17 protein-coding genes are annotated in these 17,878 nt (G+C 44.9%); 10 read left to right on the top strand and 7 right to left on the bottom strand.

The window, feature by feature from the left end; translation table 11 throughout:
- Nucleotides 1–231 precede the first annotated feature (231 nt).
- The gene (locus tag ACR1R9_RS23245) at nucleotides 232–1,218 is read left to right on the top strand and encodes a phosphotransferase (RefSeq protein ID WP_433922570.1); all 987 of its coding nucleotides are present in this window, start codon (nucleotides 232–234) and stop codon (nucleotides 1,216–1,218) included.
- A 99-nt stretch (nucleotides 1,219–1,317) separates the two neighbouring features.
- Here ACR1R9_RS23245 and ACR1R9_RS23240 read toward each other — a convergent pair whose 3' ends face one another.
- Together ACR1R9_RS23240 and ACR1R9_RS23235 are read right to left on the bottom strand one after the other, a co-directional pair.
- A complete protein-coding gene (locus tag ACR1R9_RS23240) occupies nucleotides 1,318–2,307 on the bottom strand; it encodes a DUF4003 family protein (protein WP_433922571.1) in 990 nt (329 codons plus the stop codon).
- Between the two features lie 210 nt (nucleotides 2,308–2,517).
- Nucleotides 2,518–2,913 (bottom strand): hypothetical protein, encoded by a 396-nt coding sequence (locus tag ACR1R9_RS23235; protein WP_433922572.1) that lies wholly within the window; start codon nucleotides 2,911–2,913, stop codon nucleotides 2,518–2,520.
- A gap of 302 nt (nucleotides 2,914–3,215) precedes the next feature.
- Here ACR1R9_RS23235 and ACR1R9_RS23230 point away from each other — a divergent pair, with 302 nt between their 5' ends.
- From ACR1R9_RS23230 to ACR1R9_RS23210, 5 genes are all read left to right on the top strand, one after another.
- Nucleotides 3,216–3,545, top strand: coding sequence for an ArsR/SmtB family transcription factor (locus ACR1R9_RS23230; RefSeq protein ID WP_076291641.1), 330 nt, complete (start codon nucleotides 3,216–3,218; stop codon nucleotides 3,543–3,545).
- Nucleotides 3,546–3,712: 167 nt separating this feature from the next.
- Nucleotides 3,713–5,467: a SulP family inorganic anion transporter gene (locus ACR1R9_RS23225; protein WP_433922573.1), complete on the top strand. Its 1,755-nt coding sequence runs from the start codon at nucleotides 3,713–3,715 to the stop codon at nucleotides 5,465–5,467.
- A gap of 337 nt (nucleotides 5,468–5,804) precedes the next feature.
- Nucleotides 5,805–7,184, top strand: a complete 1,380-nt coding sequence (locus tag ACR1R9_RS23220; protein ID WP_099859010.1) for an amino acid permease — start codon at nucleotides 5,805–5,807, stop codon at nucleotides 7,182–7,184.
- A 304-nt stretch (nucleotides 7,185–7,488) separates the two neighbouring features.
- Entirely contained in the window at nucleotides 7,489–7,749 is a 261-nt protein-coding gene (locus tag ACR1R9_RS23215; RefSeq protein ID WP_433956397.1) for a hypothetical protein, read from the top strand.
- Complete coding sequence (locus ACR1R9_RS23210) at nucleotides 7,742–9,067, top strand: alpha/beta hydrolase family protein (protein WP_433956396.1); 1,326 nt, start codon at nucleotides 7,742–7,744, stop codon at nucleotides 9,065–9,067. The genes ACR1R9_RS23215 and ACR1R9_RS23210 overlap by 8 nt, the downstream gene beginning before the upstream one ends.
- Nucleotides 9,068–9,093: 26 nt before the next feature.
- Here ACR1R9_RS23210 and ACR1R9_RS23205 read toward each other — a convergent pair whose 3' ends face one another.
- Nucleotides 9,094–10,077: a MerR family transcriptional regulator gene (locus tag ACR1R9_RS23205; RefSeq protein ID WP_433922575.1), complete on the bottom strand. Its 984-nt coding sequence runs from the start codon at nucleotides 10,075–10,077 to the stop codon at nucleotides 9,094–9,096.
- A 332-nt stretch (nucleotides 10,078–10,409) separates the two neighbouring features.
- Here ACR1R9_RS23205 and ACR1R9_RS23200 point away from each other — a divergent pair, with 332 nt between their 5' ends.
- Complete coding sequence (locus tag ACR1R9_RS23200) at nucleotides 10,410–11,312, top strand: SDR family oxidoreductase (RefSeq protein ID WP_024631293.1); 903 nt, start codon at nucleotides 10,410–10,412, stop codon at nucleotides 11,310–11,312.
- Between the two features lie 126 nt (nucleotides 11,313–11,438).
- Here ACR1R9_RS23200 and ACR1R9_RS23195 read toward each other — a convergent pair whose 3' ends face one another.
- On the bottom strand, nucleotides 11,439–13,907 hold the full coding sequence (locus tag ACR1R9_RS23195; RefSeq protein WP_433922576.1) for a transglutaminase domain-containing protein: 2,469 nt from the start codon (nucleotides 13,905–13,907) through the stop codon (nucleotides 11,439–11,441).
- Between the two features lie 319 nt (nucleotides 13,908–14,226).
- On the opposite strand from ACR1R9_RS23195, the gene ACR1R9_RS23190 reads away from it, so the two are divergent.
- Entirely contained in the window at nucleotides 14,227–14,646 is a 420-nt protein-coding gene (locus tag ACR1R9_RS23190; protein WP_063567144.1) for an ester cyclase, read from the top strand.
- 53 nt (nucleotides 14,647–14,699) lie between these two features.
- Here ACR1R9_RS23190 and ACR1R9_RS23185 read toward each other — a convergent pair whose 3' ends face one another.
- Nucleotides 14,700–15,464 (bottom strand): GNAT family N-acetyltransferase, encoded by a 765-nt coding sequence (locus tag ACR1R9_RS23185; protein ID WP_099859013.1) that lies wholly within the window; start codon nucleotides 15,462–15,464, stop codon nucleotides 14,700–14,702.
- 171 nt (nucleotides 15,465–15,635) lie between these two features.
- Here ACR1R9_RS23185 and ACR1R9_RS23180 point away from each other — a divergent pair, with 171 nt between their 5' ends.
- Both ACR1R9_RS23180 and ACR1R9_RS23175 read left to right on the top strand, forming a co-directional pair.
- Complete coding sequence (locus tag ACR1R9_RS23180; RefSeq protein WP_099859015.1) at nucleotides 15,636–16,298, top strand: M48 family metallopeptidase; 663 nt, start codon at nucleotides 15,636–15,638, stop codon at nucleotides 16,296–16,298.
- 42 nt (nucleotides 16,299–16,340) lie between these two features.
- Nucleotides 16,341–16,727, top strand: coding sequence for an iron chaperone (locus ACR1R9_RS23175; RefSeq protein ID WP_099859016.1), 387 nt, complete (start codon nucleotides 16,341–16,343; stop codon nucleotides 16,725–16,727).
- Between the two features lie 236 nt (nucleotides 16,728–16,963).
- On the opposite strand, the gene ACR1R9_RS23170 is transcribed toward ACR1R9_RS23175, so the two are convergent.
- Nucleotides 16,964–17,038, bottom strand: coding sequence for a putative holin-like toxin (locus ACR1R9_RS23170; RefSeq protein ID WP_433956462.1), 75 nt, complete (start codon nucleotides 17,036–17,038; stop codon nucleotides 16,964–16,966).
- A 123-nt stretch (nucleotides 17,039–17,161) separates the two neighbouring features.
- Nucleotides 17,162–17,737, bottom strand: coding sequence for a dihydrofolate reductase family protein (locus ACR1R9_RS23165; protein ID WP_433922577.1), 576 nt, complete (start codon nucleotides 17,735–17,737; stop codon nucleotides 17,162–17,164).
- Between the last annotated feature and the right edge of the window lie 141 nt (nucleotides 17,738–17,878).

The raw sequence follows: 17,878 nt of genomic DNA, 5'->3' as shown, positions 1-17,878 counted from the left end.
CCATAAAGTATGATATCCACATTATAAAGCCTGAAGTATACTTTAAGGTCAAGGCTGGGAAAGTGATTGGTGCACATAAAAGAAGCGAAATGAATTCAGCTATGCATTCACCTGATTAAATATATATTCTGGAAAATAAATTAAAAATATACTATGTTATAGATTGATAGATGAAGGAATCATTTATCTGTAATCAAAGTGATGATTATATCAAACTGAAGGAGCATACATATGTTCAATCAACCGACTGCTTTACGTTCAGTGCTCAACCCTAAATATCTGGAGCATGTATTGAGTGATCAATACGACATCGGATCGTGGGAAGAATGTTTATTTTGGCTGAGAGGGTTAAATGATACTTACCGGGTACGTACTTCTTCTGGCATGTATATTCTTCGTGTCTACCGTACTGAAATTACGGAGGTTGATGTTCAGTACGAACTCTCCCTGTTATCTCAATTAAAGGGCATTTTAGGTTCATCTGTACATACCGATATTGGAGAACACATCGAGAAGAAAGATCATACTGAATATACGGTGCTGGAGGCCGCGGAAGGCAAGCGGGTTGCTGTGATGTTTCGGTATATAGAGGGTATCGAGAACAACCTTGAAGATGAAGAGTCGTGTTACGTTTTTGGTCAGTCTGCGGCTGAGCTGCATAAAGCGATGGACCAAGTGGTATTGGAGCAGCCGCGATATGAGTTGGATACGAAGTTTCTCATTGACGAACCTCTTGAGCGAATCATCAACTACATCGGTGAAAAAAATGAAGCATCATCATTTCTACATACGTTTGCTAGAGCGTTAAAAGAACGCATCGGCGTCGCATCCAAACAAGGTTTGGACAATGGGCTGTGCCATGGCGATATGCATGGGAACAATAATGCTTTTCAACAGGGCAATCAGTTCATCCATTATGACTTTGAGTGGGCGGCTAATGGTTGGCGTGCCTACGATCTGGCGCAGGTAAAGGCTCGAAAGAGACAGTCTGGTGAGCAAAAAGAAGTGTTATGGAGTGCGCTCATAGCGGGATATCGTTCGGTTAGAAGCTTCACTGCCGAAGATGAACAGGCTGTTGACCTTTTTATTATTGCTCGCCGATTCTGGGTTATGGGTCTGGATGTTGCTTTTATCGAAAGTGATATGGGCGCGCTGGATTATGGTTCGGATTGGCTCAATAGTTTCGTGGAAGAGTTCCGGGATAAGGGGATTGTTTAGCGGTGATGACTAACAGCAATGATGAATTCAAATGAAGAAGGCCTTCTGGATGGTTCCAGAGGGCCTCTTTTTTTGTAAGATGCATTTCATGACCTTTACTTAGTTCGATGAAGTCGAAGCTACGACGGCAGCCGATGTTGCAGCAGCGGCCATGGCGGCCTGTTGGGCAATGATGATGTTGGTGATGCTAGTGGAGACCGTCGTGGTCAGGACGCCGTTTCGAAGATCCTCCACATATTGCACTGCCACCAGCGAGGACGAGAGCAGCAGCAATTCCTGTTTGTTGATTGACCAGGCACCAAAGCCCTTCTGTGTACGCAACCACTCATACGTTTCCTCAACTTGCTCTACCAACGTATCTCTGTCAGCGGGCAGTAGGGAGAGGATTCCCAGAGCCGGCAGGGTGTACATTTTGTCTAATCGTATTCCCCGTCTGCGGAACGCCTCATTTAACGCTATCACATGAGCGCCCGCCTCCGGATTATCATCGCCTAGGACCAGTACCTGCGTTAGTGCCTGCACACTATTGCCTGGTGAGAACTCAGGTTTTAATTCTACATAGAGCTGCTCCATACGGGTCACACCGGATTCCACGTCGAGATCGGAAAGGGCCAGCATAGCTGCAAAAATATAGTCGTCCTGTCCGGTAAGAAAGCGGTGTTGGGCCTTCATGTGATCATAAAATGCTTTGGCTCGTTCGACCTTATGCTCGAATTGCTCAGTCGTCGCGTGAGCTGCAATCTGATAGGCGGCGATAACCAGAAAATCGGACGTACGAAATTTGATTTTTTTCATCAGATCATAGATAAGCAGGGTGTCTTCCAGTTTCTTTTCCTGATCTGTCGTAAGCGAGAGTAAGGTGGCGATGCTGATCGCCGAATTTCCCCTGAAGGCCGAGAAGAGATTGGTGTTTTGCTTAATCAATTCATGACTTTGGCGAATGGCCTCGCCATCGGCTTGTTTATTTTCTGCTGCATATAAAAGGGCTGCCAGACGGTGCATCATCACATTTTGCCACTTGAATGATTTTTTGATGATCTGAGTGTTGGAAACGAATAATTCGACTCGTGCAGCATGTTGCTCTTGCATAAGCAGACCTCCCGAATGATTGGACCTTTTCTCCAGTTTACTATAAATGGGGCCTCCCTGTTGACAGAAAAAAGCACCCCAACAGAAGTTTATGGAATCCTTGGCAGGCTCCAATTTGTACTTCTAAGAGGTGCATTTTTGATTAAAACTGAAAGAGTTCATGTATTTGAATCTGTATATAAGAATGGATACTATGTGTTCGTTGTACTGTTAATTGAAAGATATGGTATAGGATACGGAAGGGTACAACGTCGTGGACGCTGGTACGCGTTCTACCACAGTGACCAGAGTGCCAGGATTGTAGTAAGATGAACCGCCGTTGTAATTGTTGTTGTTTACAATGGCTGTCCCCAGGTCGATTGTCGTATTATTGTAGCTCCAGTAGTAGTGCAGTTGAAGTGCATTGGCTGCGGATGCAGTAATTTTTACGCTTGTACCGGTTGTTTTGGCATTAGGGAGAATGTAGGCGTATCCTTGACCAGCAGTGAGTGTATTGGAATAGCTGCTTCCATAACTTACGATGGCGGGATTCGCTGATGCGGTCAGGCCGAACATAAGGGATATGCCCATAAAAAATACAAATAATGTGGTGCTTAGTTTTTTCATCGATACCTCATCCTTTCAAAATGAAATGTTTTAAAGTGTAAGCTCACTAAAACGAAAACCTTTTCGAAAATGGATTGAGACATCCTCCTTTTTTCAGTTTATGTTAGCGTTAACATTCCTGACGGCTATAATATATACCAATAAAATACAGTTGTAAATAGCGATTAAATGACAGATAGATTGTACGAACTGTAACCCTTCACGGACGACATAGAGCGTTACATTTCCTTTCTAATTCCTTTCAATATGTTATATGTTATGATATTTGCATCTTCAAAAGTTTGGTTGAAGGGGCATAGCGTATGAATCAGAGCATACAACAGTTTAAAGCGGATTTTTTCAAAGCGTTGGCGCATCCGATGCGAATTCAGATTCTGGAGCTGCTGAGCGATGGGGCGAAAAATGTAAATGAACTGCAAAGCATTCTGGGATCGGAAGGTTCCGCCGTCTCGCAGCAGTTGGCTGTATTGCGCAGCAAAAACGTTGTCCAGGGATTAAAAGAAGGAACGACAGTTACGTATTCGCTTCGTGACCCTTTGATTAAAGACCTGCTGGCCGTTGCTAAAAAGATTTTTGACAATCATTTGGTTGATGCCATTTCCATGCTGGAAGACATTCGAAAAGATACTTAAACACATTAAACAAGAGGAACCGGAAGCAAGTTCAGGTAACTTCTTGTTTTTTGCGTTTTATGAGGGTAACTGTTGTGAACATTACGATTGACAGAGAGCACAGACCGGAGTAGTCTTTTTGTTATATTCAAATATTCAAATATATAAAGAAAAGAAGGTTAAGATAGATGAAATGGATGGGGAGATTTGCAGGATACAATGCTTCCGCTTTTCGCAAGGATCTGTTATCCGGACTGATTGTGGGCATTATTGCGATCCCGCTCGGAATGGCGTTTGCGATAGCTTCCGGAGTCAAACCTGAGTATGGTCTGTATACAACGATAATCGCGGGCGTTCTCATTTCCTTGCTGGGGGGATCCAAATTCCAGATTGGTGGTCCAACGGGTGCATTTATTCCGATCCTCTTCGCCATTGTCATGCAGTATGGATACGAAAATCTGCTGATTGCCGGGATGATGGCGGGATTGATGCTTGTACTTATGGGCGTTTTCAAGCTTGGCGCGTTGATCAAATTTATTCCAAGACCCGTGACCATTGGATTTACGGCGGGTATTGCTGTGATTATTTTTAGTGGGCAAATTGCGAATTTTCTGGGGCTGAGCGGCATTGAGAAGCACGAGGATTTCTGGTCCAATATGAAAGAAATCGGTGTGCATATCTCGACGGTTAATATATACAGTTTGTTGACAGCTGGAATTTGTCTGGTTGTTCTTTTGCTTGTGCCAAAGTTTGCACCAAAGGTACCAGCCTCGCTGCTTGGTCTTTTTCTATCCACCGTCGTGGCTGCACTCTTTTTCAAGGATCATGTGGCTACGATTGGCTCGACCTTCGGTATTATTCCAGGAGCGCTACCCCAGTTTCATATCCCAGAGATCACATGGGCTCGTGTGGTGAGTTTGCTGCAGCCCGCTTTTGTCATCGCCATGCTGGGCGGTATCGAATCGCTTTTATCAGCTGTTGTTGCGGATGGCATGACCGGGAGCCGTCATAACAGCAATCGGGAGCTGATTGGGCAGGGAATCGCGAATATGGTGACACCGCTATTCGGCGGCATTCCAGCAACAGGGGCCATTGCGCGTACGGCAACGAATATTAAATCCGGTGCATTATCGCCATTTTCTGGCGTTATTCACGGCGTTGTTGTGTTGCTGGTGCTTGTTCTCTTCGCACCATATGCGTCCCACATCCCGCTTGCCAGTATGGCCCCGGTGCTGATGCTGGTTGCCTGGAATATGAGTGAGCGGAGATCGTTCATACATGTAATGAAAACCAAAACGAGTGATTCACTCGTACTACTCATTACCTTTTTGCTCACCGTTTTTACGAGTCTAACCACCGCTGTGGAGGTGGGATTGATCCTTGCGGTCCTTCTATTCGTGAAGCGCATGAGCGAGATGCTGAAGGTTGCCAAAGTGCTGCCTGATCCCGATCACAAGCATGAGAAGGTTATGGCGCATATGGTTGATGAAGGGCATGATTGTCCACAGATCAGTATGTATACGATTGAAGGCCCTTTGTTTTTTGGAGCGGCAGATCTGTTTGAGAAATCGGTGATGGATTCAATTCATCAAAGACCAGGTATTCTGCTGCTGCGTATGGGGAAGGTTCCTTTTATGGATACAACAGGTGAAGCCAACCTTGCCAGTTTGGTGAAGCATTTTGAGCGATATGGTGGCATGATACTGTTTTCAGGCGTTCAGGCACAGCCCTTGGAGATGATGAGGAAAACGGGTTTAATGGAGCGCATTCATCCTGATCACATGTTTGAGCATACCGGTGATGCCATCAATTATGCATTACAGCATCTAAATCACCAGAAATGCCTAGGCTGCAAGCATTTTGCTTTTCGTGAATGTGCTGTGTTGTCGCGAGAGGATAATGTTGCTGAACGGCAAAGTTTGCTGGAGTCTACCTCCATATAATCTGGAATTATCGTTCTGATCGAAGCTTCTTCACACGGAGGGAATTGGACGAGTACTTGCGTCTATATTTGATGGGGATGCTACTTTGTTGTACGGCTTGATTGAGAGCACTAAGTCAAATGTGTAAGTCCGGTGACAAGCATTGAATGCTCTGGTTATTCTGGTTTTGCATGGCCTGCTGCCCATTTATTCGATGAATCCGCTTCCTTACATTCCTTGTTGTATTTCTGCGGAACATCTCGTACAATTTGGTGAAGTAATTCTGCATTGCGTTAATGTGAATATGATAATGTAATCTTACAACAAGAAGCTGTACACCAGAAAAGGGGAGAATCGTTTGGAATCAAAGCAACTATCTAGAGGGCTAAAGCCCCGCCATGTAGAGCTGATTGCGCTCGGAGGTACGATCGGGGTCGGATTGTTCATGGGATCGGCAAGTACGATCAAATGGGCAGGTCCTTCAGTGCTACTGGCCTATTTGCTGGCCGGGATCATTATCTTTTTTGTCATGCGTATTATGGGGGAAATGTTGATTCAGGAGCCTGTCACCGGTTCATTTGCCACATTTGCTCATAAGTATATCAGTCCACTCGCCGGGTTCCTGACTGCCTGGAGTTATTGGTTCCTCTGGGTCACGGTTGGTATGGCGGAAGTCACCGCGATTGGGATTTATGTAGGCTACTGGTTCCCGGATATTCCACAATGGCTGCCTGCCTTGGCTGGCGTGCTCATTATTGCGGCAGCGAATCTGGCAGCGGTAAAGTACTATGGTGAATTCGAATTCTGGTTTGCACTGATCAAGGTGACGGCAATTGTCTTCATGATCGTGATTGGAACCGGACTGATCTTCTTCGGCTGGGGGAACGGAGGACAGCCCATTGGGCTATCGAATCTGGTGAGCCATGGCGGATTTTTCCCTGGAGGCATCAAAGGTTTCCTCTTTGCCCTGTGTATCGTAACAGCTGCTTATCAAGGCGTTGAAATGGTAGGGATTACGGCAGGTGAAGCGGAAAATCCGAAGATCACGCTGCGTAAAGCGATCAAAAACATCGTGTGGCGTATTCTCATTTTTTACGTTGGGGCCATCTTTGTCATCGTGACATTGTACCCTTGGAATGAAGTAGGAGAGACGGGAAGTCCGTTTGTTCTGACGTTTGCCAAAGTCGGGATTGTCGCTGCAGCGGGAATTATCAACTTTGTCGTGCTTACCGCCGCGATGTCGGGATGTAACAGTGGGATCTATAGTGCAGGACGTATGCTTTACACGCTTGCGGAGAATGGACAGGCACCAGCCTTTTTCAAAAAGCTGTCCAGAGGCGGGGTTCCCCGCAACAGTATTATCATCACGATTTCCTTGCTGCTGGTGGGTGTGGTACTCAATTATCTGATGCCGGACTCCAAACTGTTCCTGTACATCTATAGCGCAAGTGTTCTTCCGGGGATGGTTCCATGGTTCGCGCTAGCCTTCAGCCAGTTCAGGTTCAGAAAGCGCTGGGGTAATGAGATGGGAGACCACAATTTTAAGTCCAAATGGTTCCCCATCAGCAACTATATCATCATCGTATATCTGACGCTCGTCATTATCGGTATGGCATTTAACCCGGATACGCGGTTACCCCTGATTGTCGGGGCGACATTTATGGCGATCGTTGTGATCGGATATTTCGTATTTGGCATAGGAAAAAGACAGCGGGTAGATGATGGCGGAAATCACTAGCCTCATATTATAAAATCGTTGATGTTAATATGTTTAGAAGTTGTGCCTGAATTTTACACCGGAACGGAGAGGGCAGAACCAATCTGAAGAAGCGAAGCGTGCGCCTTTATCCCCGGATTTTCCCTTTTTAAAAAGGTGAATCAAAAAAATCTGGGGATAAGAGCGATCGGAAGATGGTACTGCACTCGTAGTGGCAAGGTGTATAATTTCCCTAATCAACTTAATATCTTAATATCATACGTGCATTCCTTGAATACATGGGAGAACCTTCGGGAGATCCAATGTCATACAGGGGGTGCATTTTTTGTTTTCAAAATTCATGTTTGAATCTCCTGTAACTGGAGGTTTTATGATTGGAAATAGAAGAGCTGCTGCACGATATATTTTAATTTTAATTGTGGCAGAGAAGGGGGCAATGAATAATGAGAACACTAGAATGGATTTATCTTATTTTCAATGTAGTGATGCTGGTGTGGTTGATTGGGGGCCGAAATCAACCTCGGAAAATGGTGTGGGGAGGATGGGTCATATCGGTTGTATTATTGTTGGTACATGGGGTGATTGAGGGATTACGTTGGCCCATGATTCCGGCGTATCTGCTCACACTGGTTCCGCTGATTGTGTTAATTGCTAAGAGGTCAAAATCAGCCGACGGGCGGAAATTCGGACGTGTTCGAATCATCGTGACATCGCTGTTGGTATTAGTATACGCTGCCGTGACTATGGGGCTGCCACTTCTGTTCCCGGTATTTTCGTTTGATAAACCAACAGGACCTTACGGAATCGGTACGGTATCCTACGATTGGACGGATGAGAGCCGGGAGGAATTGCTGACGAGTACTGCCGGAGATAAACGGGAACTGATGGTGCAGATCTGGTATCCAACGGATAATGACACCAAGGGAACAACGGCTCCTTATGTGAATGATCCGAAAGTGTATGCAACAGCCTTTAATGATGTACTGACGCTGCCAAAGCTTCTATTTTCAAGCCTGAGCCAAGTCAAAACCCATGCTATTCAGGAGGCATCATTGTCTGATGCGGAAGCCAAGTATCCAGTCATTCTTTTCTCTCATGGCCTACATGGATATGAAAACCAAAATACGTTCCAGGTGGAGCAATTGGTCAGCCAAGGGTATATTGTTGTGGGCATTAATCATACGTACAGCAGTCTGGTATCGGTGTTCCCGGATGGGCGTGTGGCGCAATTTGAATCGGAGGGCAAGGAAGGATTCGATCAACTGCAGTTCAATTATATGGACAAGCTCAACGAGACATGGGTGAAGGATGCGCAATTTGTGCTGGATCAAGTGGAGAAGCTGTCTGCCAATGATGCAAACGGGCGTTTTAACGGTCATATGGATCTGGACAACATCGGCATGTTTGGACATTCATTTGGCGGGGCAACAACCGTACAGATGCTGATGGATGATCCTCGTGTCAAAGCAGGTATGAACATGGATGGTGTATTGTTTGGAGAAAAGCGCATTCCTGCTGAAGGTGTAGGCAAACCGTTTCTCATGATGAGCGCGGACACAACCGTTGCAGGTACAAGTGTCATGAGTGACGACGAGATTGCAGCTATGGGCACCACTCGTCCGGAAGCCGAGAAATACTACGAAGAAGTGTATGCACGTTATGAACCGGTGACCGCGGGAGGGAACTACTGGATGGAGCTGAGTAATACCAAACATTTAAGCTTCTCGGACCTCTATCTGGTATCTCCCATTCTGGAATGGTCACAGGGTGTAGATGCAAGGAAAGCACACCAAACCGTAAATGATACAACAATCGACTTCTTTAACCACTATCTGAAAGGGCGACCGCTCCAGTTGGACAGTGAAGTGGGAGAACACACATCCTATTCATTGAAAAAAGGTTGAATCTAAAAATGGAAGAGGACTGGAATTCAGTCTTCTTCCATTTGTTTTAACCGCAGTCGCATGCCTTCTTGCAACAGATTAATGCCGTCTACGATCTGGCTCCATTCAGGATTCACGATCTTGCAGAGCTTGTTAAAACGAAGGATGCGCTCTGTTACGGAGTCGAGCATATATCGAGCTTGTTTACGGAAAAATGCTTCCGGATCTCCAGCATGTTCAATACTGGCGTACATCATCACAAAATCCCACATCATGCTCTGCACTGCGGGGCTATCTAACGGCCAACATTTGTCCAGAGCTTCGGTGGCACGAATGCGGATGGTCTCCATTTTTTTCACCCAGGCGTCTGCTTCAATCTGTGGATGATTCGCCATGGTGAAGAAGGGAAGTTCGAGGCGGGCCAGATCGGCGATATAGACCGGATCGTTGATGATTTCCTGGATTTCCTTCCATGCCAGTGTTTCTTGGGCGGACAGCTTTGTATCTTTCATCATGTATTTATCGAAAAAATGCAGAAACGAAACTCTCCATTCATGCGGAATACCATCCAGCAGCTGAGATTCTTCCATTTTGGCCGAAACGAATTGTTTTCTTTTTTGGGCATTGGCGGTCAGCGAATCCACTAAGCTTGAAACATAGGTTAGAGAATGTCCGGAATGGAGTGTATTTTCCTTTTCATGTTGTTTCGCTTGTTGCAGAATGGAGAGCATGGAATTCATGGTCCCGATCTGAGTTTCCAGGGCTTCAATCTGTAGATCCAGCGCCTGTGACACGCCAAGTTCACCGGACATCAGCTTGCGAATATCCGATATGCCAAAATTCAAATAGCGAAGCGTTGTGATGAGTTCCAGCCGCCAAACGTCTTGCGGTGTATAAAGACGGTGACCACCTTCCGTATGAAAAGAGGGCCGCAGCAACTCGATTTCATCGTAATATCGAATCGTTTTGACAGTTGAGCCGATCATTTTGGCAGCTTCACCGATCGAATAGGTATCTTTGTTTTGGTTCAATGAAATCACCTCAGGATCTATTATACAACCTCCAGTAACTGGAGATTCAAAGTCGGAAGGTTTGCCATGGAAATGTTTAGAGCCAGTTTAAATTCCATTCATCTCGGTTACAAAGGAAAGAGTGCAACTTTTATGAAAACAACATAATAAATAAATTTAAATTTACATGATAACGAAGAGCGCAGAAATAACCTGGAGAACCGAAGTGTTCGCCTTTATCCCCGGATATTCCCCTTATAAAAGGAGAGAAAAAAATCTGGGGATAACAGCGATCGTAAGGTTATTCTGTGATCGTAGTGATCATTGTAAATTAATCCGAGGAGGAATTGTACATGGCTAATCAAGACCAGCACACCATGCAAGATCCGACGACACAATATCCGAAGGCAACATCAGATTGGAAGCAGCAGCAGGAGGAGCCGGGGCTTCAACGTGAAATGACTCCTGTACCTGATGCAGGTGAGAAAAGCTATAAAGGCAGCGGCCGTCTGACCGGACGTAAAGCTGTTGTAACCGGAGCAGACAGCGGTATTGGTCGGGCAGCCGCCATCGCTTTTGCCCGTGAAGGTGCGGATGTCGTTCTGGCTTACCTTCCTGAGGAAGAAGCCGATGCGAAGGAAGTGGTCAAGCTGATTGAAGAAGCAGGCCGCAAGGCTGTTGCGATTCCAGGCGACCTCAAGGATGAGAAATACTGCGAAGAACTCATTGAATCTGCTGTAAAAGAGCTCGGTGGAATCGATATCCTCGCCAATGTGGCAGGTAAACAGCAGTTTGTTGAGCAGATCGCCGATCTGACCACAGAACAATTTGATGCAACATTCAAAACCAATGTCTATTCGATGTTCTGGCTCTGTAAAGCAGCTGTGAAACACATGAAACCAGGCAGCTCCATCATTAACACGTCTTCTATTCAGGCATATAAGCCATCTCCAATCCTGCTGGATTATGCGACAACAAAGGCTGCAATCAACACCTTCAGCAAAGCGCTGGCCCAGCAAGTCGGCAGTAAAGGCATCCGTGTGAACGTTGTCGCACCAGGTCCTGTATGGACGCCGCTTCAGGTCGTTGGTGGACAGCCCGTAGAGAAGCTTGCTGATTTTGGATCGAATACTCCGCTTGGCCGTGCAGGACAGCCTGCTGAAATGGCGCCGGCGTTTGTGTTCCTGGCGAGCCAGGAATCGAGCTATGTGAGCGGTGAGACACTGAACGCCAATGGCGGTACAGTTAGTCCGTAATTTTGGATATAAAATGGGGCTATGAATCTTAGGTCAGTGATCATAGGCAAGTAAAGCAAAGAACTCCAATCCCGATAAAGGTGAATGGAGTTCTTTGTTATTATGGACTTTTTCCTGATTATTGCATTACTTCTGATCCGGGTTAGGCTCCAGAATGGCGTAGCTGCCGAGCGTGGCCAATTGAGCTGTATTCAGCAGGGCTTCATCTACCGCAGCGAGGGCTTCGCCTGCAGCTGTCATCAGCTCATCAGAGTCCACAGGTGAGGCAAAACGGAGAATTACCCGATTTTCTCCATTTTTTAGTTCACTCTCAGCCTTCGTTTTGTATTCACTAATCGAAGCGACTTCGAGATCGTTCTGTACATAATAATCGTTCGCATCACTTTCGCCATTAAACAGGGCGAGTTCGGCATCAAGCCAGTAATCCTTATCGGCTATCGTTTTCTGACTTGCAGCCGTCTCATCATTTGCATTGTACAGGAAGTAAGGAATACCGGAATTGGTCAGATTGTTGGTGGCATCTACATGGAACCATTCATTTCCGATTTTCACCTTATTCCACGCATGAGGAACACCACTAGATGCTCCCGTTACGACGATGCTTTCCAGTCCAGACAGATCGGAGAGCAGTTTGTAGACGGAAGCATAGCTGGCACATACGCCAACACCTTTGACAAGAATACCATAAGTGGTAAACGAATCATTGAACTGTGCATCCACATTTTTAAAGTTGTTCTGTTCTGCATTTTCTAATGCTGCATCGTCATACTTCGCGTTATCGTTCAGATAATCGTAGATGGCTTTCCGTTTCTCATCATCCTTCATGCCATCCTTGATGATGGAAGCAACAACCTCGTTTGATTTGGCGATAATCTCGCTCTGCTTCTTCTGGATGACATCTGCCGACTCATTGTAATGGATTGAAAGGGTAAGTGTACCGTAATTGTATTCAAAACCTTCCACACCAAGAATCAATGGATTCTGGTACATTACTTTCAGGACAACATCCGAGAGCGTTGTGAAATTTTGGGCCTCTGGAAAAGCTTTTAATGAGATCTTGTCTTGGGCAGCAACCATGTTTTTAGCCAAAACTTCTTCCAATGCAGAATCTGCATTGATCATTGCATCGCCTGTAGCCGGCTCAGGCACCGTTTCCTGATTGCCTTGTTCTACATTCTGCTGTGTATTGGATTTCTGCTCATCTACCAGATTATCCTCTTCAATTTCGGAAGCTGGATCAGGAGATTCATCGCCAGCCTCGGTGGATGCAGAATCAGTTTTATCTTCTGACGTTCCAGTATCGGTTGTGGACTCCGTAGATGGAGCTTCCACTGCTGGTTCTGTTTCTGCTTCCGATGCAGGCGTATCATGATTGTTGATAATGGTTGGCACATCAGGTGCAGGGACGTATGGTGTGTCATTTTTCGGTTCTACCAGTCCGTTACTGGACTCGGCAACCGTTTGATTATTCAATCTGTCCAGATCTTCTTGAGTGATATTCTCTACGCGTACGTAACTTTTCAGAGCTGTTCCTTTAACGTGAAAAGGAATATTCGTTTCATTGAACTCCGAAATCTCTACGTTGGCGGTATCATAAACAATCGTCTCACGGGCTAAGGAACCATCATTGTACTCAACTGTCGTTTTTTGGGGGAGTACATCTATATTCTTTAATTTCTCCCTATACAATTGTTCTTTCAAAGCTGTTGGTAACTGGGAAGCAAGCGGAGCTGTAGGGACACCTTTGCTAAAATTGGATTCTTTGCCTCCACCTAGTGCAGTGACGTAATATTCTCCTCGTATACCATGGTTCTGATGAGTAGTTATCAGTTCATTATAAGTGCCGAGCCCGCCTTTTCCGTCTCTCAAAAAATCATTGAAAGACGTCTCTGTCGTTACCGCAAGATCTAAAGGCAGACTATTATTAAAAGCATCCTCTGCACCGGTCACAGGCTTGTTTGTATCAAAGGAAGTTAGGTCAGAACGCTCATAAATTTTATATTCGGTTGCACCTTCAACCTTGTCCCAGACCAACTTTAACCGTCTGTCTTTATCAATCTCGTATCTTAGGTTGGGCACAGGTAACTCCGATTTCACTGTAAACGGAATAATGATGGGTTGATTGAGCAGTGTTAGCTTCTCCGCATCCGGATCATAGTTCAGACGAATGTAATAGATAGGGGCACCGCCCCAAGAACTTTGATGCGTGTTATTTAATGAATCGGAGCTTAGTACACCCGATCCAAGAGGCTCAATAGAAACATTGTTGTCATTGATTTCTGATATTGCATAAACTTTGCTGGCTTTGAGTGCTTTAATATCGGTATGTACACTAATAATGTCACTTGCTTGTATACGGCTATTTTTCAGATCTGCTTTGAATTTAAACTTGAATTCTTCATCTTGAGCTACGTTATACATCGGCATAATCGCTTTATTCGATTCAGAGCCGTACTTCTGCTTCAAACTTAATACGCTAGAACCTTCTACTATTTCTGTGGGGTTATTCTCGGACGGACTACTCTCCTTGTCATTGCTCTGGCATCCAGCCAATAACAGGGTGAGCGTAAACATAATCAAAAATAAACGTTTCATGATACACCGCTTTCTCGTTTTTCTCAGTTGTTGCAAAGGCTAATTTCTAAAAAAAATCAAAACACCGAATATTATCATTTCTGGTTAAAAACTATTTTCAAACCTCTTATCAGCAAGACCTCCTATTAATTCCCTAATGTCTTTTGCTAGTCTATGGTCATATAGACTTATTGTCAAGATATGTAATGGTATATTATGACTATATACAATAGAGTGATAATCGTGTATTAGAGTTAGTCAAATTGATCTTTGCGAGAGAGTGAGAATTGTCGAGACTTCTGGTACAATGCATGATAAAACGAAAAATGGAGTGGATCGGATGACGCCAGAACAGATTGTCAGAACTTTTTTTGAAGAAGTGCGCTCGGGTCGCAATCTTGATTATGCCAATACACTGATGGCCGAGCAGGTACTGGCTCACCAGGTGATCTCGGAAGAGGAAGTGACCGTCACAAGAACGCCTTCCGTCTATGCGGATCATGTGAGGGAAATGATTGAGGCGTACGGAGATTTTTCGCTGCAGATTCAGGAGTTGCTTGCACAGGGAGATAAAGTATATGTACGCTGGAGACAAGTGGGTACTCATGTCGGGGAAGTGGATGGATATGCGCCGACCAACCTGCCCGTGATTGAAATGGCGAGTGCGGTATATCGAGTGGAGAATGAGAGAATTGCAGAATACTGGATTCAGATCGACAGGCTGGGAATCGAAAAACAATTGGAGCGCAATCAGAGCTGAGAGCCAGCTCTTTTTTGTTGTTTAAATTGCTTGAAGCCAAAATCTGATCTAGATCAGATTTTGGCTTTCTTGACCCTATACCAGTATGAATAGATTTCCGAGAATCCAAGTTTGGCATACAGTTTTAATGCAGGAGCATTATTAGCAACTACTTGCAGGTAACTGGAGGTAGCACCATTCTCTTTTCCCCAATGCAATAGATGAAGGATCATCTGCTCAGCCAATCCCCGATTCCGAAAGTTAGCGTCCGTAATAATGTCATACAACCCAATATAACCTCGTTCCACCACACCGAATCCACAAGCGACGACTTGTCCGTCGATGAACAGCGAGATGTAACCTGTGCGTGTACGGATGTTGGTCAACATTTGTTCCATCGTTCCCCGATGCAGATCATTTACCTGATTCAGCCTGCAAAAGTGATCCAGCCACTCTCCGGTTAACTGTTCGTCCATTTTTACATCAGAGTGCTCAGGCTCCTTAATAGTTTCCAGGCTCCGAGTCTGGACCCGGCTCAGATCCACAACATCATACCCCTTTTCATGCAAAAGCTGGTCGAGATGATCCGGCTGGATAAACGGTGTAATCTTAAATATGGTACTTAACTGATTGGAAGTATACATTCGCTCGCATTGCTCGATCTTTTCATACACATCTTGGGTAGAGTAGTGAAGGGGTTGAATGGAGTTGGCACGCTTCGTATATCCCTGTGCAAAACGCAGTACCCATCCGTCAAAAAGCAAGCTGGATAAGGGCTGCCAATGGTTGAGGGATAGTTCCTCAATGGTTTTGTAATCCGGATTCGATGTAGGGATCATATCTATCCTCCTATTTTATAATTTATAATAATACATATTAATGAATAAAAATTCAATACGAGATATATAATGTGTCGCTGAACATTATGCATAGAGCTACTGAATAGGTTACAATCTGAATGAATAAATCCAAATTTTGAAATTGAAATATCGGAAGAAGTGGAGCAGGTTATGCTAACTATTGAAATAAACAATCACATTATTAACTGTCACATCGAATATGGGAAACGGAAGAAAGCTTCCATTACGATGGATTTACCCTATATGGTCACAATCAAGGCTCCCAATGGTACCAGCGAAGACATGATCCGGCAGCTTGTTACGCAACATGGGGAAGTGATTTTGACAAAATCAGCTCTGATGCAACAGGCGTTGGACGGTCCTCAAGCGAAAGAATATGAAGAGGAGGGCAAAGGGAAGTTTCTGCTCTTTGGCAAAGAACATGCGCTGCATGAGTTAATTGACGTAGAGGGACGTTCGGAAGAGGAATTGCGTGCGAATCTGAAGAAGTTTTATGTTGCCGAGTGTAAAAGAATGATTGGTGAGCGGATCGGCCGTTATCAGCAGGAGCTAAAGGTGAAGCCGAAGTCTGTGGACATCGTCGAATCGGCGACCAAATGGGGAAGCTGCAGTTGGGATAAAAAGCTGACGTTTAACTACCGCTTGGCGATGGCTCCATTAGAGGTGATTGATTACGTGATCATTCATGAGTTATGTCATATCCATCATATGAATCATGATCGCTCGTTCTGGCGCCGTGTGGGCAGTGTTATGCCTGACTACAAAGCCAAAGAGGATTATCTGATGCGAAATGGCCGAGCCATGACGTTGTAAAAATACGCGTACCACGAATGGACGTGGTGGAAGGAGTTCAAGATGTCAGAGAGTACTTCTTTTGATGTGCTGGTAGATGAATATATCGCGCAATTTCCTTCGGATGTACAGGTCAAATTACAATCATTAAGAGAGATTATTCGCGATTCCGCTCCCAATGCCGTGGAGAAGATCAGTTACAAGATGCCAACGTATGCAGAGCACGGGAACTTGGTTCATTTTGCAGCGTACTCCAAGCATATCGGATTTTACCCGGGTGCCAGTGGGATTGAAGCGTTTAAGGAAGAACTCTCACGGTATAAAGGAGCCAAAGGATCGGTGCAATTTCCCTTGGATCAACCATTGCCAGAAGAATTGATCCGCCGGATCGTGGAATTTCGGGTGCAGGCCAATGTGGAGAAGGCTAAGGAAAAGAAGCGAAAGAAGTAGTGGATGGTACCGTAAATATATGCATGAATATAAGAGAATGTACGATGATTAACACGGTTTATATGTGACTTCAAAGATTTGAGAATGGAATAATTAGAGCAGATTAGACGTAAAATGCAAAGAGAGCCGTGCTGGTAACACGACTTCTCTGAGCAATAGCCGCTTTTAAGGGCGGTGGGCTTCGGTAACATAAGAGCACGATGAAATAGACCGCAATCCTTTGCTATGGGGGAGGTCTATTTGCGTTTATCGGACAGAATGGCAATGATGAGCGTACCGAAGGTAAGCATCAACATGATTGCTTCAAACACTGTCACAGGGCATCCCGAAAAAAAATAGCTATGTTAAATTCTAATATTAAATTTGTGACCATAAGAAAACCGCCTTTGTGAAAAGGCGGTTATTTTGCGATTGTCTCCCCTTAAGTGATAAGGTCATCTTACCGTCTGGTAAACGAGACCAATAGCTCCAGAATCAAAGGTCTTATTTTCAATTAGCTTAAGATTGATCTTCTCCTTGATGCCATGGAATAATGGCAATCCCTTACCGATCAGTACGGGAGAAACCGTAATTTTATACTCATCAATTAAATCAAGCTGCATAAGGTGGTGTGCGAACCTAGGACTGCCGAGGATGACCATATCTTTGCCTGGCTGCTGTTTGAGGTTATTGATCTCTTCCTCGATATCTTCTTTCACGAGTCTTGAATTATTCCATTCGACTTTCTCCAACGTCGTGGAAAAAACGATTTTGGCTGTCTTTTCGATCCACTCAGCATGATCTCGTTCATGTTGCGAAGCTGACGGGTCCGAAGGCACAGATGGCCAGTAACTGTGCATCATCTGATAAGTCCCACGCCCCCAAATGACAGTGTCGGCAGTACTCAGAATTTCTTTCGCGTGTTTCTCCAAATCAGCATCGTAGGAAACCCAGCCAATGTCCATTTCACCATTCGGCCCTTCTACAAAACCGTCAAGCGATGCGTGAAGAAATAGAACGAGTTTTCTCATTTTCAGTTCTCCTTTATGCATGAGAGATATCTAACTATGAACATATTTTTCTTATTCGATGAGGTATCCTCATATTCCTTGTTGTCTATATGAGCATTTTTGAGCACAACTCTGAATTCAGCCTTTTTTCAGGTACAGGCA

Source organism: Paenibacillus taichungensis (genome assembly GCF_050994985.1).
Lineage (GTDB): Bacteria > Bacillota > Bacilli > Paenibacillales > Paenibacillaceae > Paenibacillus > Paenibacillus taichungensis.
Note: the sequence above shows the minus strand (reverse complement) of the source record. Positions and strands in the feature narration are given on the sequence as shown.